20 protein-coding genes are annotated in these 25,893 nt (G+C 62.8%); 8 read left to right on the top strand and 12 right to left on the bottom strand.

Annotated features, from left to right (window positions below; genetic code table 11):
- Positions 1-124: 124 nt before the first annotated feature.
- From hutH to hutC, 4 genes are all read right to left on the bottom strand, one after another.
- Positions 125-1,657 carry a histidine ammonia-lyase gene (gene hutH, locus J7573_RS10265; protein WP_294334007.1) on the bottom strand — a complete coding sequence of 511 codons (1,533 nt, stop codon included), beginning with the start codon at positions 1,655-1,657 and terminating at the stop codon, positions 125-127.
- Positions 1,658-1,727: 70 nt separating this feature from the next.
- Positions 1,728-3,401: a urocanate hydratase gene (gene hutU, locus J7573_RS10260; RefSeq protein ID WP_051099534.1), complete on the bottom strand. Its 1,674-nt coding sequence runs from the start codon at positions 3,399-3,401 to the stop codon at positions 1,728-1,730.
- 257 nt (positions 3,402-3,658) lie between these two features.
- On the bottom strand, positions 3,659-4,228 hold the full coding sequence (locus J7573_RS10255; RefSeq protein ID WP_294334000.1) for a HutD family protein: 570 nt from the start codon (positions 4,226-4,228) through the stop codon (positions 3,659-3,661).
- The gene (gene hutC, locus J7573_RS10250; protein ID WP_178083372.1) at positions 4,225-4,935 is read right to left on the bottom strand and encodes a histidine utilization repressor; all 711 of its coding nucleotides are present in this window, start codon (positions 4,933-4,935) and stop codon (positions 4,225-4,227) included. Before hutC ends, J7573_RS10255 begins: the two co-directional genes overlap by 4 nt.
- A gap of 145 nt (positions 4,936-5,080) precedes the next feature.
- Between hutC and J7573_RS10245 the strand changes: the two genes are divergently transcribed.
- Positions 5,081-6,445, top strand: coding sequence for a formimidoylglutamate deiminase (locus J7573_RS10245; RefSeq protein WP_294333998.1), 1,365 nt, complete (start codon positions 5,081-5,083; stop codon positions 6,443-6,445).
- A 33-nt stretch (positions 6,446-6,478) separates the two neighbouring features.
- Here the strand turns inward: J7573_RS10245 and J7573_RS10240 are convergent, their stop codons facing one another.
- Both J7573_RS10240 and bamE read right to left on the bottom strand, forming a co-directional pair.
- The gene (locus J7573_RS10240) at positions 6,479-7,051 is read right to left on the bottom strand and encodes a lipocalin family protein (RefSeq protein ID WP_294333996.1); all 573 of its coding nucleotides are present in this window, start codon (positions 7,049-7,051) and stop codon (positions 6,479-6,481) included.
- Positions 7,048-7,302, bottom strand: coding sequence for an outer membrane protein assembly factor BamE (gene bamE, locus J7573_RS10235; protein WP_027921036.1), 255 nt, complete (start codon positions 7,300-7,302; stop codon positions 7,048-7,050). Before bamE ends, J7573_RS10240 begins: the two co-directional genes overlap by 4 nt.
- 224 nt (positions 7,303-7,526) lie before the next feature.
- Here bamE and J7573_RS10230 point away from each other — a divergent pair, with 224 nt between their 5' ends.
- The gene (locus J7573_RS10230) at positions 7,527-9,419 is read left to right on the top strand and encodes a methyl-accepting chemotaxis protein (protein ID WP_294333991.1); all 1,893 of its coding nucleotides are present in this window, start codon (positions 7,527-7,529) and stop codon (positions 9,417-9,419) included.
- 32 nt (positions 9,420-9,451) lie between these two features.
- Here J7573_RS10230 and J7573_RS10225 read toward each other — a convergent pair whose 3' ends face one another.
- From J7573_RS10225 to J7573_RS10215, 3 genes are all read right to left on the bottom strand, one after another.
- Positions 9,452-10,048 carry a DUF924 family protein gene (locus J7573_RS10225; RefSeq protein WP_294333988.1) on the bottom strand — a complete coding sequence of 199 codons (597 nt, stop codon included), beginning with the start codon at positions 10,046-10,048 and terminating at the stop codon, positions 9,452-9,454.
- Between the two features lie 3 nt (positions 10,049-10,051).
- Positions 10,052-11,062: a class 1 fructose-bisphosphatase gene (locus J7573_RS10220; protein WP_166885815.1), complete on the bottom strand. Its 1,011-nt coding sequence runs from the start codon at positions 11,060-11,062 to the stop codon at positions 10,052-10,054.
- Between the two features lie 180 nt (positions 11,063-11,242).
- Entirely contained in the window at positions 11,243-13,693 is a 2,451-nt protein-coding gene (locus tag J7573_RS10215) for a glycogen/starch/alpha-glucan phosphorylase (RefSeq protein ID WP_294333981.1), read from the bottom strand.
- Between the two features lie 185 nt (positions 13,694-13,878).
- Between J7573_RS10215 and J7573_RS10210 the strand changes: the two genes are divergently transcribed.
- Together J7573_RS10210 and J7573_RS10205 are read left to right on the top strand one after the other, a co-directional pair.
- Positions 13,879-14,283: a YkgJ family cysteine cluster protein gene (locus J7573_RS10210; RefSeq protein ID WP_003249225.1), complete on the top strand. Its 405-nt coding sequence runs from the start codon at positions 13,879-13,881 to the stop codon at positions 14,281-14,283.
- 478 nt (positions 14,284-14,761) lie between these two features.
- Entirely contained in the window at positions 14,762-15,043 is a 282-nt protein-coding gene (locus J7573_RS10205) for a hypothetical protein (RefSeq protein ID WP_294333943.1), read from the top strand.
- A gap of 293 nt (positions 15,044-15,336) precedes the next feature.
- Here the strand turns inward: J7573_RS10205 and J7573_RS10200 are convergent, their stop codons facing one another.
- The 3 genes from J7573_RS10200 to thiI all read right to left on the bottom strand — a co-directional run bounded on the left by J7573_RS10200 (position 15,337) and on the right by thiI (position 20,343).
- Entirely contained in the window at positions 15,337-16,755 is a 1,419-nt protein-coding gene (locus J7573_RS10200; protein WP_294333940.1) for a PhoPQ-activated protein PqaA family protein, read from the bottom strand.
- 185 nt (positions 16,756-16,940) lie between these two features.
- On the bottom strand, positions 16,941-18,761 hold the full coding sequence (gene typA, locus J7573_RS10195) for a translational GTPase TypA (protein WP_027921032.1): 1,821 nt from the start codon (positions 18,759-18,761) through the stop codon (positions 16,941-16,943).
- A 127-nt stretch (positions 18,762-18,888) separates the two neighbouring features.
- On the bottom strand, positions 18,889-20,343 hold the full coding sequence (thiI, locus tag J7573_RS10190; protein WP_294333937.1) for a tRNA uracil 4-sulfurtransferase ThiI: 1,455 nt from the start codon (positions 20,341-20,343) through the stop codon (positions 18,889-18,891).
- A 491-nt stretch (positions 20,344-20,834) separates the two neighbouring features.
- On the opposite strand from thiI, the gene glnA reads away from it, so the two are divergent.
- The 4 genes from glnA to ntrC all read left to right on the top strand — a co-directional run bounded on the left by glnA (position 20,835) and on the right by ntrC (position 25,711).
- On the top strand, positions 20,835-22,241 hold the full coding sequence (glnA, locus tag J7573_RS10185) for a type I glutamate--ammonia ligase (protein WP_294333936.1): 1,407 nt from the start codon (positions 20,835-20,837) through the stop codon (positions 22,239-22,241).
- Positions 22,242-22,393: 152 nt separating this feature from the next.
- Positions 22,394-22,927 (top strand): chorismate mutase, encoded by a 534-nt coding sequence (locus J7573_RS10180; RefSeq protein WP_294333933.1) that lies wholly within the window; start codon positions 22,394-22,396, stop codon positions 22,925-22,927.
- Positions 22,928-23,192: 265 nt separating this feature from the next.
- Positions 23,193-24,278: a nitrogen regulation protein NR(II) gene (gene glnL, locus J7573_RS10175; RefSeq protein ID WP_294333930.1), complete on the top strand. Its 1,086-nt coding sequence runs from the start codon at positions 23,193-23,195 to the stop codon at positions 24,276-24,278.
- A complete protein-coding gene (ntrC, locus tag J7573_RS10170) occupies positions 24,275-25,711 on the top strand; it encodes a nitrogen regulation protein NR(I) (RefSeq protein ID WP_054884256.1) in 1,437 nt (478 codons plus the stop codon). The genes glnL and ntrC overlap by 4 nt, the downstream gene beginning before the upstream one ends.
- Positions 25,712-25,893 lie beyond the last annotated feature (182 nt).

Genomic DNA, 25,893 nt, shown 5'->3' with positions numbered 1-25,893 from the left:
GGCGACCCGACACGCCCGCTCCCACAGGTACAGCGCCAGCCTTGAAGGCTTCGGTACTCTTGTGGGAGCGGGCGTGTCGGGTCGCCGAACCGCCGCGAAGGGCCGCGAAGCGGCCCCGGGGGCATCACAGGCTAGGCAGGACACCAGCAGGCAGCAGCCCGGTCAGGCTGCCCTTGGCCAGCAGCTCGACAGCTGCCTCGATGTCCGGTGCGAAGAAGCGGTCACGGTCGTAGTGCGGCACTTCACGACGCAGCGCCTGACGCGCCTGCTCCAGCTTCGCCGAAGTCTTCAGGCCTTTGCGCAGGTCCAGCCCCTGACACGCACCCAGCCATTCGATGGCCAGCACGCCACGGGTGTTCTCGGCCATTTCCCACAGGCGCTTGCCAGCAGCCGGGGCCATCGACACGTGGTCTTCCTGGTTGGCCGAGGTCGGCAGGCTATCGACACTGTGCGGGTGCGACAAGGCTTTGTTCTCGCTGGCCAAGGCAGCTGCGGTGACCTGGGCGATCATGAAGCCGGAGTTGACCCCGCCGTTTTCCACCAGGAATGGCGGCAACTGGGACATGTGCTTGTCCATCATCAGCGAGATGCGGCGCTCGCTCAGCGAGCCGATTTCGGCGATCGCCAAGGCGATGTTGTCGGCGGCCATGGCCACCGGCTCGGCGTGGAAGTTGCCGCCGGAAATCACGTCGCCTTCGGCGGCGAACACCAACGGGTTGTCCGACACGGCGTTGGCTTCGATGCCCAGCACCTCGGCGGCCTGGCGGATCTGGGTCAGGCAGGCGCCCATGACCTGTGGCTGGCAGCGCAGCGAGTACGGGTCCTGGACCTTGTCGCAGTTCTTGTGCGACAGCGACACTTCGCTGGAATCGCCCAGCAGGTCGCGGAAGCAGGCAGCGGTGTCGATCTGGCCACGCTGACCACGCACTTCGTGAACACGCGCATCGAACGGCGAACGCGAACCCAGTGCCGCTTCAACGCTCAGGCCACCGCAGGCGATGGCGGCGGCATACAGGTCTTCAGCCTGGAACAGGCCGCGCAGGGCATAGGCGGTGGAAGCCTGGGTACCGTTGAGCAGGGCCAGGCCCTCTTTGGCAGCCAGGGTCAGCGGCTCGAGGCCGGCGACCGCCAGGGCTTCGGTAGCCGACAGCCACTGGCCCTGGTGACGGGCCTTGCCTTCGCCCAGCAGCACCAGCGACATGTGCGCCAGCGGTGCCAGGTCGCCGGAAGCGCCGACCGAGCCCTTGAGTGGGATGTGTGGGTAGACCTCGGCGTTGACCAGGGCGATCAGCGCATCGATGACCTTGCGGCGGATACCGGAGAAACCACGGCTGAGGCTGTTGATCTTGAGGACCATGATCAGCCGCACCAGGGCATCGTCCAGCGGCGCGCCGATACCAGCGGCGTGGGACAGCACCAGCGAGCGCTGCAGGTTTTCGAGGTCGTGGCTGGCGATGCGGGTCGAGGCCAGCAGGCCGAAACCGGTGTTGATGCCGTAGGCGGTACGGTCTTCGGCAATGATCTGCTCGACGCAGGCGACGCTGGCGTCGATGGCCGGGCCGGCGCTGGCGTCCAGTTGCAGGCGCACGGGCGCAGCGTGGACGGCGCGCAGTTGGGCCAGGGTCAGGGTGCCGGGCTTGAGGGTCAGTACGGTCACTTCGCTACTCCAATTCTGTCAGGGGCCCGCAGGCCCCTCTTAGTGTTCAGTATCACTCAAAGCGCAGCGATCAGCCCGTGATCATTGGCAGGTCGAGGCCCTGCTCCTTGGCGCAGTCGATGGCGATGTCATAACCGGCATCGGCATGGCGCATTACGCCGGTCCCCGGGTCGTTGGTCAGCACGCGAGCGATACGCTCGGCGGCTTCGTCGGTACCGTCGCAGACGATGACCATGCCCGAGTGCTGGGAGAAGCCCATGCCCACGCCGCCGCCGTGGTGCAGCGAAACCCAGGTGGCGCCGCCTGCGGTGTTGAGCAGGGCGTTGAGCAGTGGCCAGTCGGAGACGGCGTCGGAGCCGTCGCGCATGGCTTCGGTTTCGCGGTTGGGGCTGGAGACCGAACCGGAGTCCAGGTGGTCACGGCCGATCACCACCGGTGCCGACAGCTCGCCGCTGCGGACCATTTCGTTGAAGGCCAGGCCCAGCTTGGCGCGCAGGCCCAGGCCAACCCAGCAGATACGTGCCGGCAGGCCCTGGAAGCTGATGCGCTCGCGGGCCATGTCCAGCCAGCGGTGCAGGTGGGCGTCGTCCGGGATCAGTTCCTTGACCTTGGCGTCGGTCTTGTAGATGTCTTCGGCATCACCGGACAGCGCCGCCCAGCGGAACGGGCCGATGCCGCGGCAGAACAGCGGGCGGATGTAGGCCGGGACGAAGCCTGGGAAATCGAAGGCGTTGGCCACGCCCTCTTCCTTGGCCATCTGGCGGATGTTGTTGCCGTAGTCGAAGGTCGGGATGCCCTGCTTCTGGAAGTCGAGCATGGCCTGTACGTGCACGGCCATCGACTGCTTGGCGGCCTTGACCACTGCAGCCGGCTCGGTCTGTGCGCGGTCGCGGTACTGTTCCCAGGTCCAGCCGGCTGGCAGGTAGCCGTTCAGCGGGTCGTGGGCGCTGGTCTGGTCGGTGACCATGTCCGGGCGCACGCCACGCTTGACCAGCTCTGGCAGGATTTCGGCGGCGTTGCCGTGCAAGGCGATGGAAATTGCCTTGCCTTCGGCGGTGTACTTGGCAATGCGTGCCAGAGCGTCGTCGAGGTCAGTGGCCTGCTCGTCGACGTAGCGGGTTTCCAGGCGGAAGTCGATGCGGCTCTGCTGGCATTCGATGTTCAGCGAGCAGGCACCGGCCAGGGTTGCCGCCAGTGGCTGGGCGCCGCCCATGCCGCCGAGGCCGGCGGTCAGTACCCACTTGCCTTTCAGGCTGCCACCGTAGTGCTGGCGACCGGCTTCGACGAAGGTTTCGTAGGTGCCCTGGACGATGCCCTGGCTGCCGATGTAGATCCAGCTGCCGGCGGTCATCTGGCCGTACATGGCCAGGCCCTTGGCGTCCAGTTCGTTGAAGTGTTCCCAGTTGGCCCAGTGGGGCACCAGGTTGGAGTTGGCGATCAGTACACGCGGGGCGTTGCTGTGGGTCTTGAACACGCCGACCGGCTTGCCCGACTGCACCAGCAGGGTTTCGTCGTCTTCCAGGCGGGTCAGGGTTTCGACGATCTTGTCGTAGCAGGCCCAGTTGCGTGCGGCGCGGCCGATGCCGCCATACACCACCAGCTCTTTCGGGTTTTCCGCGACCTGCGGGTCGAGGTTGTTCATCAGCATGCGCAGTGGCGCTTCGGTCAGCCAGCTCTTGGCAGTCAGCTTGTTGCCACGTGGGGCACGGATTTCAACGTCACGGTATTTGTTGTTGTCGGTCACGGGAAGGTCCTCGGCGGTTGTCCGCGGGCAGTTGTGTCGTGGTCAATATACAAACACATCTTTACTTGTATGTACAAGCATGGACAACCAAATTTATCGGACCACTCCTCTGAATTCATGAAAGCACTGGGGCCGCTTCGCGCCCCTTTCACGACACAAGGCCGCTCCCACAGGTTCAGCGCCAGCCTGAGCCATCGCGCCGTACTTGTGGGAGCGGCCTTGTGTCGCGAAAGGGCTGCGCAGCAGCCCCAGCTATTTCAATTTGAAATGAGTTCGATCAGGCAGAACCGCCCTTGAACATCCAGCCCCAGCAACCCGTCGTTACCCTCCAGCCGCAGGCAGTCGTACAGACCCAGCGTGTGCGTTTCCCCCGCCATCGCCACTTCAACCTGATTGCTAGCCGCAAACAGCAACACCGTCGACGCCGAGCTGTACAGCCGGCTGGTACCGTCGAACCACTGCAAGCGCGCCCGATAGCGCTGCGGCGCATAGATCAGGTTGAAGTCGCGGATCGCCCCACCGAGCAATTTGCAGCTGACCTGACTCTCGCCACTGAAGGCGAACGCATCGAACGGCAGCAACGGCCGGCTAGCCTGGTCGTCGACCAGCAAACGCATGCCGTCACCCTGGAGCACGGTGATGATCCGCTGGTAGCCGGCGAACACGGAAAACCCGCCCGACTCTTCGATATCGGCGATCGACAGGCGCCAGCCGAAGCCATCGAGCCCCTCGCCGTTGTCGCGGGTGATCTCTTCGGTGAAACCGCCACCGTTCTTCCAGGGCATGCGCGGGTAATCCTGCGCACGCAGCAACTGCAACTGGGTCATTTACTGAAACGTCCTTCAAGGCGGTGACGGGAACCAGGGTGGATCAGCCGCGCCGCCGTCACGGGCTGACGCCCGGACCAGGTGCGACGGCGGATCAGCAGGCAGGGCTCGCCGCGCTCGATCTGCAGCAGGCGGCACTCTTCGGGTTCGGCGAGAATCGCCTCGACCACGTGCTCGCCCTCGGTCAGCGGCGCGACCTGGGACAAATAGGCATAAGGCGTCTGCCGGGTGAAGTCCTGCTTGAGGTACTCGGGGGCAATCGCCGCGTTGACGTAGCGGTCTTCGATCTGCACCGGCACGCCATTCTCGTAATGCACGATCAACGAGTGGAACACCCGCTGCCCTTCCCGCATGTCCAGGGCCAGGGCGCGCTCGGAACCGGCGGCCTCCTCGGCCAGCTTGATCACCTGGCAACTATGCTGATGGCCACGACCGGCGATTTCGTCGGCGATGTTGTTGACCTCGAACAACGCCGAACGGGACTTGGGCTCGGCGACGAAGGTGCCCACTCCCTGCATCCGCACCAGCAGGCCTTCAGCGGTGAGCTCACGCAAGGCGCGGTTGATGGTCATGCGGCTGAAGCCCAGCTCGCTGACCAGTTCGCTCTCCGAAGGCACCCGGTGATGCGGTGGCCAGCTGCCGTTTTCGATCTGCTGGATGATCATCTGCTTGACCCGGGCATACAGTGGCGCCGGGCCCTCGCCCATATGGGCAACCAGCGCGGAGACAGGAGGTGTCGGCACGGCGTTGAGTCCTTAGGCAATGGAATGAGCGGTAGCTTGCCGCAGTTTACCCGGCAGGCAAACGCCTGTATATGTATATACAAGTTAAACAATAACAGGATTTTTGCCGATGTCCGCCTATTTCGCCGAACGCGCCCTGCTGCCCACGGGCTGGGCCAGTAATGTCCGCTTCGAAGTATCCAGTGATGGTTTGCTGAGCCGGATCGAAGCCGACGCCTCGGCCGACGGCGCCGAACGCCTGGCCGGGCCGCTGCTGCCAGGCATGCCCAACCTGCACTCGCACGCGTTCCAGCGGGCCATGGCGGGGCTGGCGGAGGTCGCGGGCAATCCCAACGACAGCTTCTGGACCTGGCGTGAACTGATGTATCGGCTGGTCGGCAAGATCACCCCGGAGCAGCTGCAGGTCATTGCCCGCCAGCTGTACATCGAGATGCTCAAGGCCGGCTACACCTCGGTGGCCGAGTTCCACTACGTGCACCGAGACCCGGCGGGCAAGGCCTACGCCGACCCGGCCGAGCTGTCCCGACGCATCAGTGCGGCGGCGGCCAGCAGCGGCATCGGCCTGACCCTGCTGCCGGTGCTGTACAGCCATTCCGGTTTCGGCGGCCAGGCACCGAACGAAGGGCAGCGACGCTTCATCAACTCCACCGAACAGTACCTGCAACTGCAGGCGCAGCTGGCACCGGTGCTGGCAGCGCAACCGGCCCAGCAACTGGGCTTGTGCTTCCACTCGCTGCGCGCGGTCACACCCGGTCAGATCGCCGAGGTGCTGGCGGCCGGCAATCAACACTGCCCGATTCATATCCACATCGCCGAACAGCAGAAGGAAGTCGACGACTGCCTGGCCTGGAGTGGGCTGCGGCCGCTGCAATGGCTGTATGAACATGTCGAGGTGGACCGCCGCTGGTGCCTGGTGCACGCCACCCACGCCGAAGCCGACGAAGTCACCGCCATGGCGCGCAGTGGCGCAGTGGCCGGGCTGTGCCTGACCACCGAAGCCAACCTGGGCGACGGTATCTTCCCGGCGGTGGACTTCCTGGCCCAGGGCGGACGCATGGGCATTGGTTCGGACAGCCATGTGTCACTGAGCGTGGTCGAGGAACTGCGTTGGCTGGAATATGGCCAGCGCCTGCGGGATCAGCGGCGTAACCGGCTGTACCGTGGCGACCAGCCGATGGTCGGGCGCACGCTGTATGACGCGGCGCTGGTTGGCGGGGCTCAGGCACTGGGGCAGCAGGTTGGCGAGTTGGCGGTAGGCAAGCGGGCCGACTGGCTGGTGCTGGATGGGCAGGACCCGTATATCGCCATGGCCGAGGGGGATGGGATTCTCAACCGCTGGCTGTTCGCGGGCGGCGACCGTCAGGTGCGGGATGTGATGGTCAATGGCAAATGGGTAGTGCGCCAGGGGCAGCATGCCCACGAAGAGGAAAGCCGACAGGCATTTGCCAGCGTGTTGCGAGCGCTACTGGGCTGAATGCAGAGGGGCCGCTAAAGCGGCCCCGTCTTATCAATGCATCTGCACGATCTGCTTGTCCGGCGTACGCCAGATCAAGCGGCTGGTGTCATAGCCCTGCTGACGGGCCTTGGACATCAGGCTCTCGCGCTCCCACACCGGCAGTGTCGGCGTGCGCGACAGGATCCACAGGTACTTGCGGTCCGGGCTGCCGACGATCGCCGTGCGATAGTGGTCATCCACATACAGGATCCAGTACTCGCCCTTGGCCACGCCCGGTACCAGGCGGGTGAACCAGTTGTCGAACTCCACCCACAGCCTGTCAGTATGCCCCGGCTCCTGGATGTGGGCGTGCCCTTCGGCACGCAGCCATTCATCCCCCATCGTGCGGCAGCGGTTGAGCACACCGTACGAGCCGTCGGGCTTGAGGTTGTAATGCGCTTCGGACTGCACGCACTCGGCCTGGTACTTCATCGGCAGGCGTGCCAGTTCGAACCACTTGCCTTGATAGCGCTTGAGGTCGACATCACCGGCAGTCTTCGGCGCCAGCGGGTCGTTGGCTGAGGTGGCGCAGCCACCCAGCAGCATGACCAGGCACAGCCCCAGCAGTACGTGCAAACGCCTCATTTGAGGCCCTGCCCGGAGTAGATCAGCACCTTGTCGGCCGCGTATTGCACGCTGATGAAGCTCTTCTCGTCCCCCCAGGTGCAGCTGCTCATGCCCAGGGCGCCGGAGCACTCGGTGGGCGTGCCAAGCAGTTGCTCGACCTCGGCCTTGTTCATGCCGGCCTTGAGCTTGGAATAGTTTTCCTGATTGATCTTGCTGCACGCAGTCAGGACGACGCACAAGGACAACAGGGCGAGGGAACGCAACGACATGAAGGGACACTCCTGGAAAATAGACACAGGCGAGTGGCCTGCAGTGATCTTCGACGGGAAAAACCCTCCCTGGTTCCCTGGCGACACCGCTTTAGTCGTACGCCGTTGGTCGGCTGGACCTGCGCAAACGATTAATGTTTTGGCTCGCCGCGACGACACAGCGAGCGCGCTGTGGCGCATTGCCGCAGCCTCCTCCTATGCCTTGCCTTGTGCAGACCAAAAAAATGACCAAGAACCTCAAGTTCAGCCACAAGATCCTGCTGGCCGCCGCCCTCGTGGTGGCCGTTGCCTTTACCTGTTTCGTGCTGTTCAACGACTACCGACAACGCCAGTCCCTGCGCAGCGACACACAGACCAACCTGCAAGACCTGGGCAACCTCACTGCCGGCAACATCCGCAACTGGCTCGACAGCCGCATCCAGTTGCTCGACTCACTGGCCCAGCAAGTTGCCGTCGATGGGCCGGGCAAAGCCAGCCTGGAGCGCAGCCTGGCCTTGCCGGTGTACGGCAAGAACTTCCAGCTCACCTATTTTGGTGGCCAGGACGGCAGCATGCAGTCGGTACCGGTGGGCAACCGCGCCGCCGACTACGACCCGCGGGTGCGGGGCTGGTACAAGGCGGCCAGCGCCAGCGGTCAGACCATCGTCACCGAACCGTACATCTCGGCCTCCGCAGGCAAGCTGGTGATCACCCTGGCCACCCCGGTGCAGCAAGCGGGCCGACTGATCGGCGTCAGCGGCGTCGACACCGACCTGCAGACCATCAGCAACCTGATCAACGCCCTGAACTTCGACGGCCAGGGCCATGCCTTCATCGTCAACGGCGAAGGCAAGATCCTCATCCACCCCAAAGCCGACCTGGCCCTGAAAACCCTGGCCGACGTCTACCCGCAAGAAACGCCGCGCATCGGCAACGGCTTGAAGGAAGTCGAAGTCGATGGCCACAAGCAGTTCATCAGCTTCACCCACGTCGACGGTGTGCCGTCGGCGGATTGGTACGTGGCCCTGGTACTCGACCAGGACGCAGCGTTCGCCATGCTGGGTGAACTGCGCACCTCCGCCATCGTCGCCACCTTGATCGCAGTGGTGGCCATCATCGCCCTGCTCGGCCTGCTGATTCGCATGCTGATGGAGCCGCTGCACCTGATGGGCCGTGCCATGCATGACATCGCCGAAGGCGAAGGCGACCTGACCCGGCGCCTGACCATTCACGCCCAGGATGAATTCGGCAGCCTTGGCCAATCGTTCAACCGCTTCGTCGAGCGCATTCACGAGTCGATCCGCGAAGTGGCCTCGGCCACCGGCCAGGTCAACGCCGTGGCCGCCCAGGTGGTGAACGCTTCAAATGCCTCGATCAACAATGCCGACCAGCAGTCCAGCCGTACCAGCAGCGTGGCGGCCGCCATCAACGAACTGGGCGCCGCCGCCCAGGAAATCGCCCAGAACGCCGCACTGGCCTCGCAACATTCCAGCGAAGCGCGTGGCCTGGCCGAGGACGGCCAGCAAGTGGTCGGGCGCACCATCGATGTGATGAACCAGCTGTCGGCACGGATCAGCGACTCGTGCGGCAACATCGAAACACTCAATGCCCACACCGCCAACATCGGCCAGATCCTCGATGTGATCAGCGGTATCTCCCAGCAGACCAACCTGCTGGCGCTCAACGCCGCGATCGAAGCGGCCCGTGCCGGCGAAGCCGGGCGTGGCTTTGCGGTGGTGGCCGACGAGGTACGCAACCTGGCCCACCGTACCCAGGAGTCGGCACAGCAGGTGCAGCGCCTGATCGAGGAACTGCAGGCCGGCGCGCAAATGGCGGTCAGCACCATGAACCAGAGCCGCGAGCACAGCGACCACAGCGTGGGAATTGCCAACCAGGCCGGCGAGCGCCTGGGCAGCGTGACCCAGCGCATTGGCGAGATCGATGGCATGAACCAGTCGGTGGCCACCGCCACCGAAGAACAGACGGCTGTGGTCGAGTCGATCAATGTCGACATCACCGAGATCAATACGTTGAATCAGGAAGGGGTGCAGAACCTGCAAAGCACCTTGCGTGCCTGCACCGACCTGGAGCATCAGGTCGAGCGGTTGAAGCACCTGGTAGGTAGCTTCCGGATCTGAAACCGCTGGGGCCGCTATGCGGCCCCTAGGATCTAGAACCTGGACCCAGGCTCCAGCAGGAAGTCCATCTCTTCACTGGTACTCGGCCGCCCCAGTACCAGGTTGCGGTGCGGAAAGCGGCCGAAGCGGGCAATCACCCGCTGATGCTGCTCGGCATAATCGAGGAAGCCTTCGAACAAGCGCCGGTGATCCCCGGGCTGCTCTTCCAGCAGCACCTGGTAACGCTCGACGCACAGGTTCTGCCAGTCCAGCACCTCGGCATGCTCCAGCACCAGCAGCACGAACACCCGCTGGATCGGCAGCAACTGGTAATCCCAGTTTTTCTGCAGGCCCTGCATGGCCACCACCTGCGCCCGCCGGTCGCCTTCGAAGGCGCGCGGCGTGTCGCGGTAGAGCATGCGCGGCAGCTGGTCCAGCAGGATCAGCAAACCGAGCCAACCCTGCGGGCTCTGCTGCCACTCGTCGAGCCCACCCGCCAGGGCATGCTCGACCAGGTCGCCAAACAGCGCCTGGGCTTCAGCATCGTGATGCTTGCCGAACCACAGCGTGCTCTTCTCGTCAGCCACGGCCTGGGGACTGGTGCCCCAACCGAACCACCACTCCAGCAACGGCTGCCAAGGTGCGAGCATGACTTACTCCTTGTGGTAGGCGGTGACGCGCTCAACCTCTTCCTTCGAGCCGAGGATCACCGACACGCGCTGGTGCAGGCTATCCGGCTTGATGTCGAGGATGCGGTCGTAACCGTTGGTGGAGGCGCCGCCGGCCTGCTCGATGATGAACGACATCGGGTTGGCTTCGTACATCAGGCGCAGCTTGCCCGGCTTGCTCGGCTCGCGGGCATCGCGCGGGTACATGAACAGACCGCCACGGGTCAGGATGCGGTGCACGTCGGCCACCATCGAGGCGATCCAGCGCATGTTGTAGTTCTTCTTCAGCGGGCCGGTCTCGCCTGCCAGCAGTTCGCCCACGTAACGCTGCACCGGAGCTTCCCAGTGACGCTGGTTGGACATGTTGATGGCGAACTCGGCGGTGCTTTCCGGCACGCGGATGTTCTCGTGGGTCAGGACGAAGCTGCCCAGTTCGCGGTCCAGGGTGAAGCCCTTGACGCCGTTGCCCAGGGTCAGGATCAGCATGGTCTGCGGGCCATAGATGGCGTAACCGGCAGCGACCTGCTGGGTGCCTGGCTGCAGGAAGGCGTTTTCGTTCAGGGTTTCGTTCTGGCTCAGGTACTCGTTAGGGCAACGCAGTACCGAGAAGATGGTGCCGACCGACACGTTGACGTCGATGTTGGACGAACCGTCCAGCGGGTCGAAGACCAGCAGGTAGGCGCCTTTCGGGTACTTGCCCGGGATCTGGTAGGCGTTGTCCATTTCTTCGGACGCCATGCCGGCCAGGTGGCCGCCCCATTCGTTGGCTTCGAGCAGGATGTCGTTGGAGATCACGTCCAGTTTCTTCTGGACTTCGCCCTGCACGTTTTCAGTGCCCATGCTGCCCAGCACGCCGCCGAGGGCGCCTTTGGACACGTGATGGCTGATTTCCTTGCACGCACGCGCCACCACTTCGATCAGGAAGCGCAGATCGGCAGGGGTATTGTTGCTGCGGGTCTGCTCAATCAGATAGCGACTCAGGGTAACGCGGGACATGTATGGCTCCGAAGGATAGGGGGAGAAAACCCCCGCAGTTTACAGGGAGAGTTGCGGGCTAGCGAGTGATGAGACTCGCCACGGCTCTCTGACGGCACAATAGGTCGGTAGTTCAGCATGCGCCAGGCCGATGGTCTGGTTGTGGGCCCATTCGCGGGCAAGCCCGCGAATGGCCTCACATCAATCCAAAGCCTTCCAGATCTCGGTGGCGTATTCACGAATGGTTCGGTCCGAGGAGAACCAGCCCATCCGTGCCGTGTTCAGCACCGCCATGCGCCACCACTCCTGCGGTGTGTGCCACAGCTCCTCGACCCGCCGCTGGGCGTCCCAGTAGGCATCGAAGTCGGCGCACACCAGGAACCGGTCGTAGCCCACCAGCCCATCGATCAGCCCCGCATAGCGTGATGGATCATCCGGCGAGAACACCCCGCTGCGAATCGCCTGCAACACATCGCTCAGGCGGCTGGACGCGGCAATCGCCACATTCGCACCGAAGTCCCCGGCCTTGCGCCGCGCCTCCACCTGCTGCGCGGTCAGGCCGAAGATGAACATGTTGTCCGCACCCACCTGCTCGCACATCTCGACGTTGGCACCGTCGAGCGTGCCGATGGTCAGCGCGCCGTTGAGGCCGAACTTCATGTTGCTGGTACCCGACGCTTCGTAACCGGCCGTGGAGATCTGCTCCGACAGGTCCGCCGCCGGGATGATGCTTTCGGCCAGGCTGACGTTGTAGTTGGGCAGGAACACCACCTTGAGCAGGCCGCGCACGGTCGGGTCGTTGTTGACCACCCGGGCGATATCGTTGGCCAGCTTGATGATCAGCTTGGCCTGGTGATAACTGGCTGCGGCCTTGCCGGCGAAGATCTTCACCCGCGGCACCCAGTTGGTACCGGGGTCGTTGCGCATGGCCTGGTACAGCGCCACGGTGTGCAGCAGGTTGAGCAGTTGGCGCTTGTACTCATGGATGCGCTTGACCTGCACGTCGAACAGCGCCTCGGGGTTCACCGTGACGCCAATCCGGTCCTGGATGATGCTGGCCAGGGCACGCTTGCTGTGCAGGCGCTGGGCGGCGAACTGCTTGCGGAAGCTGGCCTTGTCGGCGAACGGCACCAGCCCGGCCAGGCGCCCCTCGGGGTCGTCCTTGAGCTCCGGCCCGAGCGCCTCGACCAGCATCTCGGTCAACTGCGGGTTGGACTGGTACAGCCAGCGGCGGAAGGTGATGCCGTTGGTCTTGTTGTTGATCCGCTGCGGATAGAGCTTGTGCAGCTCGGCGAACACCGTGCTCTTCATCAGCTTGCTGTGCAGCGCCGACACGCCATTGACGCTGTGCGAGCCAAGGAATGCCAGGTTGCCCATGCGCACCCGACGGCCGTTGTCCTCTTCGATCAGCGAGACCGCGCGCAGCACATCGAAGTCGTGCAGGCCTTTGGCCCGCAGGCTGTCGATATGGTAGGCATTGATCAGGTAGATGATCTGCATGTGCCGCGGCAGCATGCGCTCCATCAGTGCCACCGGCCAGGTTTCCAGGGCCTCGGGCAGCAGGGTGTGGTTGGTGTAGGCCAGCGTGCCGACCGTCAGCTCCCAGGCCTTGTCCCAGGGAATTTCGTGCTGGTCGACCAACAGTCGCATCAGCTCGGCCACGGCGATCGACGGGTGCGTGTCATTGAGCTGGATGGCGGCAGCATCCGGAAGGTTGAGCAGGTTCTGGTGCATGTTCAGGTGCCGGCGCAGCAGATCCTGCAGCGACGCCGAAACAAAGAAGTACTCCTGGCGCAGGCGCAGCTCCTGGCCGGCCTCGGTGCTGTCGGCCGGATACAGCACCCGCGAGATGCTCTCGGCCCGCGCCACTTCGGCGACGGCACCGAGGTGGTCACCGGCATTGAAGCGCTCCAGGTGCAGCTCCTCCAGCGCCCGCGCCCGCCACAGGCGCAAGGTGTTGACGCTGGCGCCGCGCCAGCCGACCACGGGCGTGTCGTAGGCTACGGCCCGCACCGTCTCGCCCGGCGACCACACCTGGCGTTGCTGGCCGTGGGTATCGTGCACGGTTTCGACGCTACCACCGAAACTGATCGGGTAGATCACCTCGGCGCGCTCGAACTCCCAGGGGTTACCGAAGTCCAGCCAGTTCTCGGTCTGCTCCTGCTGCCACCCATCGACCACCGCTTGGCGGAACAGGCCATGTTCGTAACGGATGCCGTAGCCATGGGCGGCGATGCCCAAGGTCGACATGCTCTCCATGAAGCAGGCCGCCAGGCGGCCAAGGCCACCATTGCCCAAGGCAGCATCCGGCTCAAGCAGGCGAATGCGCTCCAGATCGACGTTCAAGCCTTCGAGGGCGTCCCGGGCGATATCCAGCAAGCCGAGGTTACTCAGGCTGTCGTAGAGCAGGCGGCCGATGAGGAATTCCAGGGAAAGGTAGTAGACCCGCTTCTGGCTGCGTCGATAGGCGCGGCGGGTGTGGTCCATCCAGTGGTCGACCATGTGATCGCGCGCGGCCAGGGCGATGGCTTCGAACCAGTCGTGATCGAAGGCATGCTCCGGGTCCTTGCCGACCGCGTAGGTCAGCTTATCCAGTACAGCAGCGCGAAAATCCGCGACTTCGGCGTCACGTGCTTTAGGTTCCTGGGACATGCGGCATCCTCGGGCAAGTTGACGAAAGCGGAGGGAGACTGTTGAGCCTAGACGCTTCGACCAAGAGCGACAGCCAGTGTTCGCGGTTTTCATGAACGTTTGCGCATTCGGTCAAAAGGTTGTTCATAAATTGAACAATTCCGGTATGATCGCGCGCCCCAAGACCGTGATTCACCCCCATAACGATGAAAACGACCCTGATCGCCGCGGCCGAAGTCGACCGCCTGGAGACCTGGCAGCGCTACACCAGCAACATGTGCCATGGCTGCCATTCGACCTGTTGCACCCTGCCGGTAGAGGTGAAGATCAAGGATCTGATCCGCATCGGCGTGGTCGACGAGTTCGAAAAAGACGAACCGCCGAAGAACGTGGCCAAGCGCCTGCAGAAGGAAGGCATCATCGAGCGCTTCAACCAGAAGTCGGGGATTTTCACCCTGACCCGGATGAGCAACGATGACTGCATGTACCTGGATCGCAAGAGCCGGCTGTGCACCATCTATGACAAGCGCCCGGATACCTGCCGCAACCACCCTAAGGTCGGACCGCGGCCGGGGTACTGTGCTTACAAGCCGAAGGTGGTTGGGCGGTGATTAGCTGCCCTCTGCAGGCATAGCGCAATACGTGAAGCCCCTGTTTGACCTGTGGGAGCGGGCTTGCCCGCGAAGCAGGCACCGCGGTGTCTGGCACCGGCTCCGCCGGTGTTCGCGGGCAAGCCCGCTCCCACAGAAGCTGTGTCCTCCCCTCGGTATCCCACAATGTCTTCAGATAATTCCTACGTATCTGAGCTGGTGATATCGCCCCCTGCGAAATACCCTACAAACCCTGTCGACTCGCGTCTGATTGTTACTGGAAACCTGTCCCCCTAGGCTTTCCAGGTCGCTGAATAGTTCAGCGATCGAGGTGTGGAAACCTCGGCAATTCAACATGGAGGCTGTCGTCATGACAGCTGTACACGGGAGGCTTTCGAGCCTACCGGGTTTGCCATGTGCCTGGTTTTCCACCCCGTGTACAGCTGTCACCCCAATGTGTGGAAACGGACGGGTGGCACATGAATCACATGGAGCCGATATGAAAAAGCTAGTCCCCGACCCACCCCACCACTTCGACCACCCAGACGGCACGACCCTCACCCACGCCATCTGCGAAAACCTCGTCCCCCCCGACCACGTCGTGGTCAACATCACCCACTACCTGATGATCGCCTACAACCACAGCCACCGCGCCCTCGACGGCATCAAGGATGACCGCACGCGGGAGACGCTGGTTAATGGCTTGCGGGCCATGCAGTTGGCCTGGGGGCAGGCGGATGCCTTGTCGCTCGCCTTGGAGCGTGCCGGCAGCACGCATTAATGTTCGCCGCTTCACGGGCAAACCCGCTCCCACAGGTACGGCGCCGGCCGTGGGCACTGCACATCCCCTGTGGGAGCGGGCGAGCCCGCGAAACCGGCGAAGCCGGTGCCATCCACAACAACACCCCGGGTGAAAAACCAATGACCGAAAACAACCACACCACCCCCGGCAAAACCTGCTTCTACCAGGGCGAAGAGCACAAACAACCCCTGTTCCAGGTCTGCGCAGGCATCCCCTGCCAGGACGCCCGCGACTAAGCCTCCGAACTGGGCATGCCGCACTGAGCCTGCGCCTCACGCACTGCCCGCCGGGAAGCTGCGGCAAGCACCACCGTGATCCGTCGGCGGATGCGCGGGATATGTCTGCGGCAGCACGCTGACCGGGCTGGTGGCGATGAAGCCATCAGCAAACTTCGCTTCGACGAACTGCGCCTGCCACCCCGAAGCTGGCGCCGTGCGTTGCAGGGTGAAGTGTTGCTGGGGCGTCAGCGTCTCGGACTGGTAGCGCACCCCGCAGGCATAGCGGAAGTCGCGATCCTGGCTGTTGCTTGCCGTCCACACTCTCACTGCCACAGGCGGCTCGGAGAAGTCGACAGCCATCAGCCCAGGCTGCCCACCCTCTGACACCTGCACGCTCGGTAGTGGTTTGCCATCGCGCAGGCGCGTTACCACCGGCACCAAGGTGCTGATCACCTGCTGACGCACCCCGCCGTGGTCCGAGTTCGGCAACACTCTCAGGCTGGTCTGGCCTGGCAGGCGTTGCTGATAATCGGTGACGGGGTCGGGCGCGAAGAAATCATCGCCGCTGGCAGACACCAGGTACTTGGGAATCGCCAGGCGCTGCCCCTCCTCGCCCAGGTACTGCATCGGGTCCATCATCGCCATGAGCCGCTCGAATGCCGGGGTGCCCAGCTGTTGCAGCACACCGGCCTGCTGGTAGGAGCCCAATGCCAAGGGCCAGTGACCGCCATAGCGCTTGCGTAACCCAGCCAGCATGTCCGAGGTGTCCGCCACGTCGATTACCGCAGGCACGATGGCCATCACCCTCTCATCGGCCAGCGCCGTGAGCCACGCGCTCCAGCCACGCTTGGAGGCCCCCGTGATGATGAAACTGTTCACCGTGAGCCCTTGCTTCCCCAGTTCCAGCTCGGCCAGGTCCATCGCCCGGCTCGCCGCCGCAGCCATCGGCACATGCAGGGGTAGTTCCGGTGCGGCACCGCGCAGCGAATGTGCCCAGGTATGCGCCACGGCGTCATCCTCGCGCAGGGGCTTCTCGACATCACTGAAGGTCACGTACTGGTTGGGCACATCGCTGATCATGACCACCGCCATCTGCGACTTGAGAGCCACTTCGCGCAAGGCTTCGCGGGTATAGTCCGGGGACTGCGCCGGCCCGTGCCGCACGCCGTTGTTCACCACCAGCAAGGCTTTGCCGGGCACTGCATTGCGCGGCATGTGCAACTCGACATCGTGCTCCCAGCGACGTGGTTCAACCACCGGCACTGGCTCCCACACCTGCGAAACCATCTGCAGGCGACGGAATTCGTAGCCAGGTTCAGAGGCCTGTTCGAGCAGTACGGCCTCCAGAGGTGTCTGGCGCACATTGCCGATGTGGCAGTGAACGACTTCCTGCGGGCGCAGGCCGCTACAGCCCTGCAGGGCATGGAAACTGGCCATCAGGCAAGGGATGGCCAGTGCAAATCGGTACTTCATGGCTGCGTTTCCTGGATAAGAAAGCACATCACGCTAGGTTTCCCGGCGCCCGCTCACAAGGCATGACCCACCCTAAAAGACTCAACTTACATCAGCTTGAGACTCTGCCTACAAAACCTTGCCCCAGACAAAAAAAAAGCCCCCGGCCTTTCGACCGGGGGCGTTTTCATTCAGCCTGAGCTAACTCAGTTCTTGGCTTTCTTGGCAGCGCGGGTACGCTCGCCTTCGTCCAGGATCTTCTTGCGCAGACGGATCGACTTAGGCGTCACTTCGCACAGCTCGTCGTCCTGGATGAATTCCAGAGCCTGTTCCAGAGTGTGGCGAACTGGCGGAACCAGGGCGATGACTTCGTCTTTGCCCGAAGCACGCATGTTGTCGAGCTTCTTGCCTTTGGTCGGGTTCACGCCCAGGTCGTTATCACGGCTGTTCAGGCCGATGATCTGACCGTTGTAGATCTCCTGGCCGTGTTCAACGAACAGCTTGCCGCGAGCCTGCAGGGTTTCCAGCGAGTAGGTCAGTGCCTTGCCGGTCTCGACCGAAACCAGAACACCGTTCAGACGGCCGGACATCTGGCCCGACTTCATGGTGTCGTAGCGATCGAAGATCGAGGTCAGGATGCCTGCACCGTTGGTCAGGGTCAGGAACTGGTTACGGAAACCGATCAGACCACGGGCTGGAATGTTGTACTCCAGGCGCACACGGCCCTTGCCATCCGGCACCATGTTGGTCAGGTCGCCTTTACGCAGACCCATCTCTTCCATGACCTTGCCCTGGGATTCTTCAGGGATGTCGATGGTGACGTTCTCGAACGGCTCCTGCTTCACGCCGTCGACTTCGCGGATGATTACTTCAGGACGGCCTACGGCCATCTCGAAGCCTTCACGGCGCATGGTTTCGATCAGAACGGACAGGTGCAGCTCACCACGGCCCGATACCTTGAACTTGTCAGGGGAATCGGTTTCCTGAACGCGCAGAGCAACGTTGTACAGCAGCTCCTTGTCCAGACGGTCCTTGATGTTACGGCTGGTGACGAACTTGCCTTCTTTACCGCAGAACGGCGAGTCGTTGACCTGGAAGGTCATCGAAACGGTCGGCTCGTCAACGGTCAGCGGCTTCATCGCTTCTACCGCGTCCGGGGCGCACAGGGTGTCGGAGATGAACAACTCGTCGAAACCGCTGATGCAGACGATGTCGCCAGCCTGGGCTTCTTCGACGTCGACGCGGTGCAGGCCGTGGTGGCCCATCAGCTTCAGGATACGACCGTTACGCTTCTTGCCGTTGGTGTCGATGGCGACAACCGGGGTGTTCGGCTTGACGCGGCCACGGGCGATACGGCCAACGCCGATAACGCCGAGGAAGCTGTTGTAGTCCAGCGCGGAGATCTGCATCTGGAACGAGCCGTCACGGTCAACGTCCGGCGCCGGTACGTTGTCTACGATCGACTGGTACAGGGCGGTCATGTCTTCGCCCATGGCGGTGTGGTCCAGACCGGCAATGCCGTTCAGGGCCGAGGCGTAGACGACTTTGAAGTCCAGCTGTTCGTCGGTGGCACCGAGGTTGTCGAACAGGTCGAAGATCTGGTCCAGAACCCAGTCAGGACGCGCGCCCGGACGGTCGACCTTGTTGATCACAACGATCGGCTTCAGGCCGGCTTCGAAAGCCTTCTTGGTCACGAAGCGGGTTTGCGGCATCGGGCCATCCTGGGCGTCGACCAGCAGCAGCACGGAGTCGACCATCGACATTACACGCTCAACCTCGCCACCGAAGTCGGCGTGGCCGGGGGTGTCGACGATGTTGATGTGGTAGCCGTTCCAGTTGATGGCGGTGTTTTTCGCCAGAATGGTAATACCGCGCTCTTTTTCCTGGTCGTTGGAGTCCATGACGCGCTCGTCGTTGAGCTCGTTACGCTCCAGAGTGCCGGACTGACGCAGGAGTTTGTCGACCAGGGTGGTTTTACCATGGTCAACGTGGGCGATGATGGCGATGTTACGCAGATTTTCGATCACAACTGTATCTCGATCAGAGGATTCGGTTGCCGCCAGTGTAGGCGGCGAATATGTACGGTTTGAGGCTCAGCGGGCCCGATGGTCGGGAGGGCGATGGCGGATGCTGCCGCCATACAGCCCTGGCGTCTTATGTCGGACGATAAACACGCACATTGGCATGTCCCTCACTGAGCAGGTGGTGTGCGTGCAAACGGCTCATCACACCTTTGTCGCAATACAGCAAGTACTGGCGCGTAGGGTCCAGGTGCTTGAACTTGCTGTTGATCGCATAGAACGGCATGGCCTGGACTTCGATACCTTCCAGCGCCAGAGGTTCGTCTTCCTGGGCATCGGGGTGACGAATGTCGATGACGATCTGGCCTGGCAGCGCCTCGGCCACTTCCTCGACTTCGATGTCCTTGCCCAGCTCGTCGATCACGTGGTCGATGGAGATGAACTTGGCACGCTCCAGGGCACGTTCCAGCACGGCCATGTCGAACTGCTTTTCTTCGTGCTCCATGCGGTGACGCTTGGCATGGGTGGTCGGGTTCACCGAAATCACGCCGCAGTACTCCGGCATGTGCTTGGCGAAGTCGGCCGTGCCGATTTCGGTGGCCTGGTCGATGATGTCCTGCTTGTGGCTGGCCAGCAACGGGCGCAGCACCAGCTTGTCGGTGGCCGAGTCGATGATCGACAGGTTCGGCAGGGTCTGGCTGGAGACCTGGGAGATCGCCTCGCCGGTAACCAGCGCGTCGATCTGCAGGCGGTCGGCCATGTGCGCGGCACCGCGCAGCATCATGCGCTTGAGGGTCACGCCCATGTAACTGTTGTCGACCTTGTTGAGGATCTCGCCAACCACTTCCTCGAACGGCACGCTGATGAACAGCACGCGCTGGCTGCTGCCGTACTTTTTCCACAGGTAGTGGGCGACTTCCATCACACCCAGCTCGTGGGCACGGCCGCCGAGATTGAAGAAGCAGAAGTGGGTCATCAGGCCGCGGCGCATCATCTGGTAGGCCGCCACGGTGGAGTCGAAACCACCGGACATCAGCACCAGGGTCTGCTCCAGGGCACCCAGCGGGTAGCCGCCGATGCCGTTGTGCTGGTTGTGGATCACGTACAGGCGCTGATCGCGAATCTCCATGCGCACCACGACTTCAGGCGTCTTCAGGTCGATGCCGGCGGCGCCGCACTGCTGGCGCAGCTGGCTGCCGACATAGCGGTCGACGTCCATCGAGGTGAAGTCGTGATGGCCGCCGCGCTTGCAGCGCACCGAGAAGCGCTTGCCGGCCAGCAGGTGGCCGAAGTGCTGCTTGCACTTGGCGACGATGTCGTCGAAGTCGCCCAGCGGGTACTCCTCGACCTGCAGGAAGTGGGTGATGCCCGGGGTGCAGGTGAGGCGCTCGATCATCTCGCGCTGGACCTTCTCGTCCTCGACGCGGGTGACCACCTCGAGATTGTCCCAGACACCATCGACCGCGAGCTCAGGATCAAGGTCCTTGAGCACGTTGCGGATGTTCTTGCCGAGCTGGCGGATGAAGCGCTTGCGCACCGGCCGGCTCTTGATGGTGATTTCTGGGAAGACTTTGACGATAAGTTTCATTGGGTTAACAGCGCGCGCAGGGCCTGCCGAAAATGAGGGGCGCGAATTATAGCGGAAATTGCTCAGGATTTGACCAACTTTTGATCAGAAGCTTTCAGATAAATGCAGGGGTCGGTTTTTGTGCCGCCTGTTCCGGCCCTTTCGCGGGTAAACCCGCTCCTACAGGGACCCCACAAGTTTCCAGCGCTGTGCGATCCCTGTGGGAGCGGGTTTACCCGCGAAAGGGCCCTCAAAGAAAGCACAGCTTTCGAGCCGCGCACTTATTTGGTGCATCACCCTGAATCCCTGCCTCCTAAGGGTGCACTTTTGTCCGCTGCCACCCCAGCAAATGCCCGCAAACGCCCCCTTTTATCTCGCCCTCGCCATTTTCGGGCACTGGCATGCAATTTGCTCCCTTGTGAGGCAGGTAAGCTTGGCCGACTATCCGCGCCCGGCAACACCCTTTTTCCAGGGCAGCGGCCCACCGCGCCCTAGACCATCCGGAGGACAACATGTCGAAGTCGGTTCAACTCATCAAAGATCATGACGTCAAGTGGATTGATCTGCGTTTCACGGACACCAAAGGCGTTCAGCACCACGTGACCATGCCAGCGCGTGATGCGCTGGACGAAGACTTCTTCGAAGTCGGCAAGATGTTCGACGGCTCCTCCATCGCTGGCTGGAAAGGCATCGAAGCGTCCGACATGATCCTGATGCCGGTCGACGAGACCGCCGTCCTGGACCCGTTCACCGAAGAACCAACCCTGATCATCACCTGCGACATCGTCGACCCGTCGAGCATGCAGGGCTACGATCGCGACCCACGCGCCATCGCCAAGCGCGCCGAAGAGTACCTGAAGAGCACCGGCATCGGTGACACCGTCTTCGCTGGCCCAGAGCCAGAGTTCTTCATCTTCGACGAAGTGAAGTTCAAGTCGGACATCTCCGGTTCGATGTTCAAGATCTTCTCCGAGCAAGGCTCGTGGATGTCCGACGCTGACGTGGAAGGCGGCAACAAAGGCCACCGTCCAGGCGTGAAAGGCGGCTACTTCCCGGTTCCGCCGTTCGACCACGACCACGAAATCCGTACCGCCATGTGCAACGCTCTGGAGGAAATGGGCCAGACCGTTGAAGTTCACCACCACGAAGTGGCGACTGCCGGCCAGAACGAAATCGGCGTCAAGTTCAACACCCTGGTGAAGAAGGCTGACGAAGTACAGGCCCTGAAATACGTCGTGCACAACGTTGCCGACGCTTACGGCCGTACCGCCACCTTCATGCCGAAGCCACTGTACGGCGACAACGGCTCGGGCATGCACGTACACATGTCGATCTGGAAAGACGGCAAGAACACCTTCTCCGGTGAAGGCTATGCCGGCCTGTCCGAAACCGCCCTGTACTTCATCGGCGGTATCATCAAGCACGGTAAGGCCCTGAACGGCTTCACCAACCCGTCGACCAACTCGTACAAGCGTCTGGTTCCAGGCTTCGAAGCTCCGGTAATGCTGGCCTACTCGGCTCGCAACCGTTCCGCCTCGATCCGTATTCCTTACGTCGGCAGCCCGAAAGCCCGCCGTATCGAAGCACGCTTCCCGGACCCATCGGCCAACCCGTACCTGGCCTTCGCGGCCCTGCTGATGGCTGGCCTGGACGGCATCCAGAACAAGATCCACCCAGGCGATGCTGCCGACAAGAACCTGTACGACCTGCCGCCAGAAGAAGCCAAGGACATCCCGCAAGTTTGCGGCAGCCTGAAAGAAGCTCTGGAAGAGCTGGATAAAGGCCGTGCGTTCCTGACCAAGGGCGGCGTGTTCTCCGACGACTTCATCGATGCCTTCATCGAGCTGAAGAGCGAAGAAGAAATCAAGGTCCGCACCTTCGTACACCCGCTGGAATACGAGCTGTACTACAGCTGCTGATCTGACTGGCGCCTGGCGCCAATCTGAATCACCGAAAACGGCCTTCTTCTGAAGGCCGTTTTTTGTTTTACGCCCATCCGTTTCAGATGCTTCCTACAAGCAATGGCTGCCTGACTGCCCACAATCAAATCTCCGACCACAAGGAGATTGCCATGCGCCTGATGCCTTTTTTGCTGTGCTTCATTTTCACCCTTCTCGGCTGTTCCACCTCACAACCTGAACTCAAGCCGTTGCTCACGGCAGTCGGGCAGCGCCTGGACCTGGCCTACTCGGTGGCCGTTCACAAGTGGGACAATGGCCTGCCTGTCGAAGCGCCCTCACGGGAGCGAGAGGTCATTCAGCAGGTTCAAGCTGCAGCCCAGGACTACGGCCTGACTGGCGAGCGGGCAGCGGCCTTTTTCGCCGACCAGATCGAAGCCAACAAAATCGTCCAGTACGGCCTGATCGACCGCTGGACCGCTCTGGGGCAACGCCCCCCTCAGCAGGCTAGGGACCTGGACAAAGAATTGCGTCCACGCCTGGACATGCTCCAGGCAACATTGCTGTTCGAACTTGCCCATCTGGACCGCAAGCCCCTGCACGATTGCCCTCGCCAGCTGACCGACGCCCTGGCCAGGTATGCCAGCGACCCACTCCGACACACGGCCCTGGTCCGCGCAACCGCACAACTGTGCGCGGAACGCTGAGCGCAGCAATGCTCTATATTGGTGCATGAACACACCCAGCGCCTCGTTCTGCAACCCAAAACAGGTCACTTGAAACGATAAATCAGGGCAATCTGGTCCGAATAAGCGCAATTCCAGGTCTTTATCAGGCAATTCCGCTTCTTTTCGGAGCCTTGGTTTGTTTCTTGCATTTTCCTGGACAGAGACTGGCATCAGCGGATCCACCGCGTGCCCGGCCGTGGCCGCGCCATGCCTGACTAGCGCCAAAAGAGGTCAACGACGCCTTATGACCATCAGCGATGCACAGCACCGTCTGCTTCTGGACAACCTGACCACCGCCACGCTCCTGCTCAATGCCGAGCTGCGCCTGGAATACATGAACCCGGCCGCAGAAATGCTCCTGGCCGTCAGCGGCCAGCGCAGCCACGGGCAGTTCATCAGTGAGCTGTTCACCGAATCGACCGAGGCGCTCAACTCGCTGCGCCAGGCCGTGGAACAGGCGCACCCGTTCACCAAGCGTGAAGCGCAACTGACCTCGCTGACCGGGCAGGCCATTACCGTCGACTATGCCGTGACGCCGATCCTGCATCAGGGCAATACCTTGCTGCTGCTGGAGGTGCACCCGCGTGATCGCCTGCTGCGCATCACCAAGGAAGAAGCCCAGCTGAGCAAGCAGGAAACCACCAAGATGCTGGTGCGTGGCCTGGCCCACGAGATCAAGAACCCGCTCGGCGGTATCCGTGGCGCCGCACAGCTGCTGGCTCGCGAACTGCCCGATGAGGGCCTGCGCGACTACACCAACGTGATCATCGAAGAGGCTGACCGCCTGCGCAACCTGGTCGACCGCATGCTCGGCTCGAACAAGTTGCCGTCGCTGGCCATGACCAACATTCACGAGGTGCTGGAGCGGGTCTGCAGCTTGGTCGAAGCCGAAAGCCAGGGCTGCATCACGTTGGTGCGCGACTACGATCCAAGCCTGCCGGACGTGCTGATCGACCGCGAGCAGATGATCCAGGCCGTACTGAACATCGTGCGCAACGCGATGCAGGCGATCAGTTCGCAGAACGAGCTGCGCCTGGGCCGCATCACCCTGCGCAGCCGCGCCGTGCGCCAGTTCACCATCGGCCATGTGCGCCATCGCCTGGCAGCGCGTATCGAGATCATCGACAACGGCCCGGGCATCCCTGCGGAATTGCAGGACACGCTTTTCTATCCCATGGTCAGTGGGCGCCCGGACGGTACCGGGCTTGGCCTGGCCATTACCCAGAACATCATCAGCCAGCACCAGGGCCTGATCGAGTGTGAAAGCCACGCAGGGCACACCGCCTTCTCGATCTTCCTGCCCCTGGAACAAGGAGCCACCGCCTCATGAGCCGAAGTGAAACCGTATGGATCGTCGATGATGATCGCTCCATCCGCTGGGTCCTGGAAAAAGCCCTGCAACAGGAAGGCATGACCACCCAGAGCTTCGACAGCGCCGATGGCGTCATGGGCCGCCTGGCCCGCCAGCAGCCGGATGTGATCATTTCCGACATTCGCATGCCCGGCGCCAGCGGCCTTGACTTGCTGGCGCAGATCCGCGAACAGCATCCGCGCCTGCCAGTCATCATCATGACCGCCCATTCCGACCTGGACAGCGCCGTGGCGTCCTACCAGGGTGGTGCCTTCGAGTACCTGCCCAAGCCGTTCGACGTCGACGAAGCGGTGTCGTTGGTCAAGCGTGCCAATCAGCACGCCCAAGAGCAGCAAGGCCTCGATGTACCGCAGGCCTTGGCCCGCACCCCGGAAATCATCGGCGAAGCGCCGGCGATGCAGGAGGTGTTTCGCGCTATCGGCCGCCTGAGCCACTCCAATATCACCGTGCTGATCAACGGCGAGTCCGGTACCGGCAAGGAGCTGGTGGCGCACGCCCTGCACCGTCACAGCCCGCGTGCCGCCTCGCCGTTCATTGCCCTGAACATGGCGGCCATCCCCAAGGACCTGATGGAGTCGGAGCTGTTCGGCCACGAGAAAGGCGCCTTCACCGGGGCGGCCAACCTGCGCCGCGGCCGCTTCGAGCAGGCCGACGGCGGCACCTTGTTCCTCGACGAGATCGGCGACATGCCCGCCGACACCCAGACCCGCCTGCTGCGAGTACTGGCCGATGGCGAGTTCTATCGCGTTGGCGGTCACGTGCCGGTGAAGGTCGATGTACGCATCATCGCGGCAACCCACCAGAACCTGGAGTCGTTGGTGACGGCCGGCAAGTTCCGTGAAGACTTGTTCCACCGCCTCAACGTCATCCGCATTCATATCCCACGCCTGGCCGACCGCCGCGAGGACATCCCGGCGCTGGCCCGTCACTTCCTCGGCCGTGCCGCCCAGGAACTGGCCGTCGAGCCGAAGCTGCTCAAGCCGGAAACCGAGGAGTTCATTCGCAACCTGCCGTGGCCAGGCAACGTGCGCCAGCTAGAGAACACCTGCCGCTGGATCACCGTGATGGCTTCCAGCCGCGAGGTACTGATCGGCGACCTGCCGCCGGAGCTGCTGAACCTGCCACAGGACGCGGCACCGGTGACCAACTGGGAACAGGCCCTGCGCCAGTGGGCTGACCAGGCCTTGGCGCGCGGGCAGTCGAACCTGCTCGACAGCGCCGTGCCCAGCTTCGAACGGATCATGATCGAGACCGCGCTCAAGCACACCGCCGGGCGCCGGCGTGATGCGGCGGTGCTGCTGGGCTGGGGGCGCAATACCCTGACCCGCAAGATCAAGGAGCTGGGGATGAATGTGGATGGCGGGGATGATGATGAGGGTGAGGACCACTGATCTAGCGGTGCACCTGTAACATCCCCGGGGCTGCTTTGCAGCCCTTTCGCGACACAAGGCCGCTCCTACAGGAAGACTGCAATCCCCTGTAGGAGCGGCCTTGTGTCGCGAAAGGGCCGCACAGCGGCCCCAGCCATTTCAGCCCCGATGCACCGATCCTGTGCCCGACGCACCTCCCCAAG

Origin of the sequence: Pseudomonas sp. (genome assembly GCF_017744435.1) — a bacterium.
GTDB lineage: Bacteria > Pseudomonadota > Gammaproteobacteria > Pseudomonadales > Pseudomonadaceae > Aquipseudomonas.
This window is presented reverse-complemented; position numbering and strand designations above follow the sequence as displayed.

Bases quoted from the DNA above. Each gene is read 5' to 3' on its own strand.
- J7573_RS10230 (WP_294333991.1), top strand. From the start codon at position 7,527: ATGACCAAGAACCTCAAGTTCAGCCACAAGATCCTGCTGGCCGCCGCC.
- J7573_RS10225 (WP_294333988.1), bottom strand. From the start codon at position 10,048: ATGCTCGCACCTTGGCAGCCGTTGCTGGAGTGGTGGTTCGGTTGGGGC.
- J7573_RS10180 (WP_294333933.1), top strand. From the start codon at position 22,394: ATGCGCCTGATGCCTTTTTTGCTGTGCTTCATTTTCACCCTTCTCGGC.
- glnL (WP_294333930.1), top strand. From the start codon at position 23,193: ATGACCATCAGCGATGCACAGCACCGTCTGCTTCTGGACAACCTGACC.
- J7573_RS10210 (WP_003249225.1), top strand. From the start codon at position 13,879: ATGAAAACGACCCTGATCGCCGCGGCCGAAGTCGACCGCCTGGAGACC.
- J7573_RS10205 (WP_294333943.1), top strand. From the start codon at position 14,762: ATGAAAAAGCTAGTCCCCGACCCACCCCACCACTTCGACCACCCAGAC.
- J7573_RS10200 (WP_294333940.1), bottom strand. From the start codon at position 16,755: ATGAAGTACCGATTTGCACTGGCCATCCCTTGCCTGATGGCCAGTTTC.
- J7573_RS10240 (WP_294333996.1), bottom strand. From the start codon at position 7,051: ATGAGGCGTTTGCACGTACTGCTGGGGCTGTGCCTGGTCATGCTGCTG.
- glnA (WP_294333936.1), top strand. From the start codon at position 20,835: ATGTCGAAGTCGGTTCAACTCATCAAAGATCATGACGTCAAGTGGATT.
- ntrC (WP_054884256.1), top strand. From the start codon at position 24,275: ATGAGCCGAAGTGAAACCGTATGGATCGTCGATGATGATCGCTCCATC.
- hutC (WP_178083372.1), bottom strand. From the start codon at position 4,935: ATGGGCGAGGGCCCGGCGCCACTGTATGCCCGGGTCAAGCAGATGATC.
- J7573_RS10220 (WP_166885815.1), bottom strand. From the start codon at position 11,062: ATGTCCCGCGTTACCCTGAGTCGCTATCTGATTGAGCAGACCCGCAGC.
- J7573_RS10245 (WP_294333998.1), top strand. From the start codon at position 5,081: ATGTCCGCCTATTTCGCCGAACGCGCCCTGCTGCCCACGGGCTGGGCC.
- bamE (WP_027921036.1), bottom strand. From the start codon at position 7,302: ATGTCGTTGCGTTCCCTCGCCCTGTTGTCCTTGTGCGTCGTCCTGACT.
- J7573_RS10215 (WP_294333981.1), bottom strand. From the start codon at position 13,693: ATGTCCCAGGAACCTAAAGCACGTGACGCCGAAGTCGCGGATTTTCGC.
- J7573_RS10255 (WP_294334000.1), bottom strand. From the start codon at position 4,228: ATGACCCAGTTGCAGTTGCTGCGTGCGCAGGATTACCCGCGCATGCCC.
- thiI (WP_294333937.1), bottom strand. From the start codon at position 20,343: ATGAAACTTATCGTCAAAGTCTTCCCAGAAATCACCATCAAGAGCCGG.